General features: G+C 49.3%; 1 rRNA gene. It reads right to left on the bottom strand.

Going from position 1 to position 225, the window contains the following annotated elements:
- Positions 1-225: ribosomal RNA gene (locus tag TEPIDINF_RS15165) — 23S ribosomal RNA — on the bottom strand; the annotation flags it as partial.

The following is a 225-nucleotide window of genomic DNA, read 5'->3' as shown; positions in this document are numbered from 1 at the left end:
ACCCGTAGGTATCGGTTTAGGCTGTTCCCTTTTCGCTCGCCGCTACTTAGGGAATCGCACTCAAGTCCCACCAAAGTGACGGAAAGCTTTGTAGCTTATTCCGACTACTTTGGTGGGGCCCAAGTTTCTTTGCTTTCTCTTCCTCAGGGTACTTAGATGTTTCAGTTCCCCTGGTTGCCTCCTCATCCCCTATGTGTTCAGGGATGGGTATACTTCCATTACGAA

This window comes from Tepidibacillus infernus (assembly GCF_048898065.1).
Classification (GTDB): Bacteria; Bacillota; Bacilli; order Tepidibacillales; family Tepidibacillaceae; genus Tepidibacillus_B; species Tepidibacillus_B infernus.
This window is presented reverse-complemented; position numbering and strand designations above follow the sequence as displayed.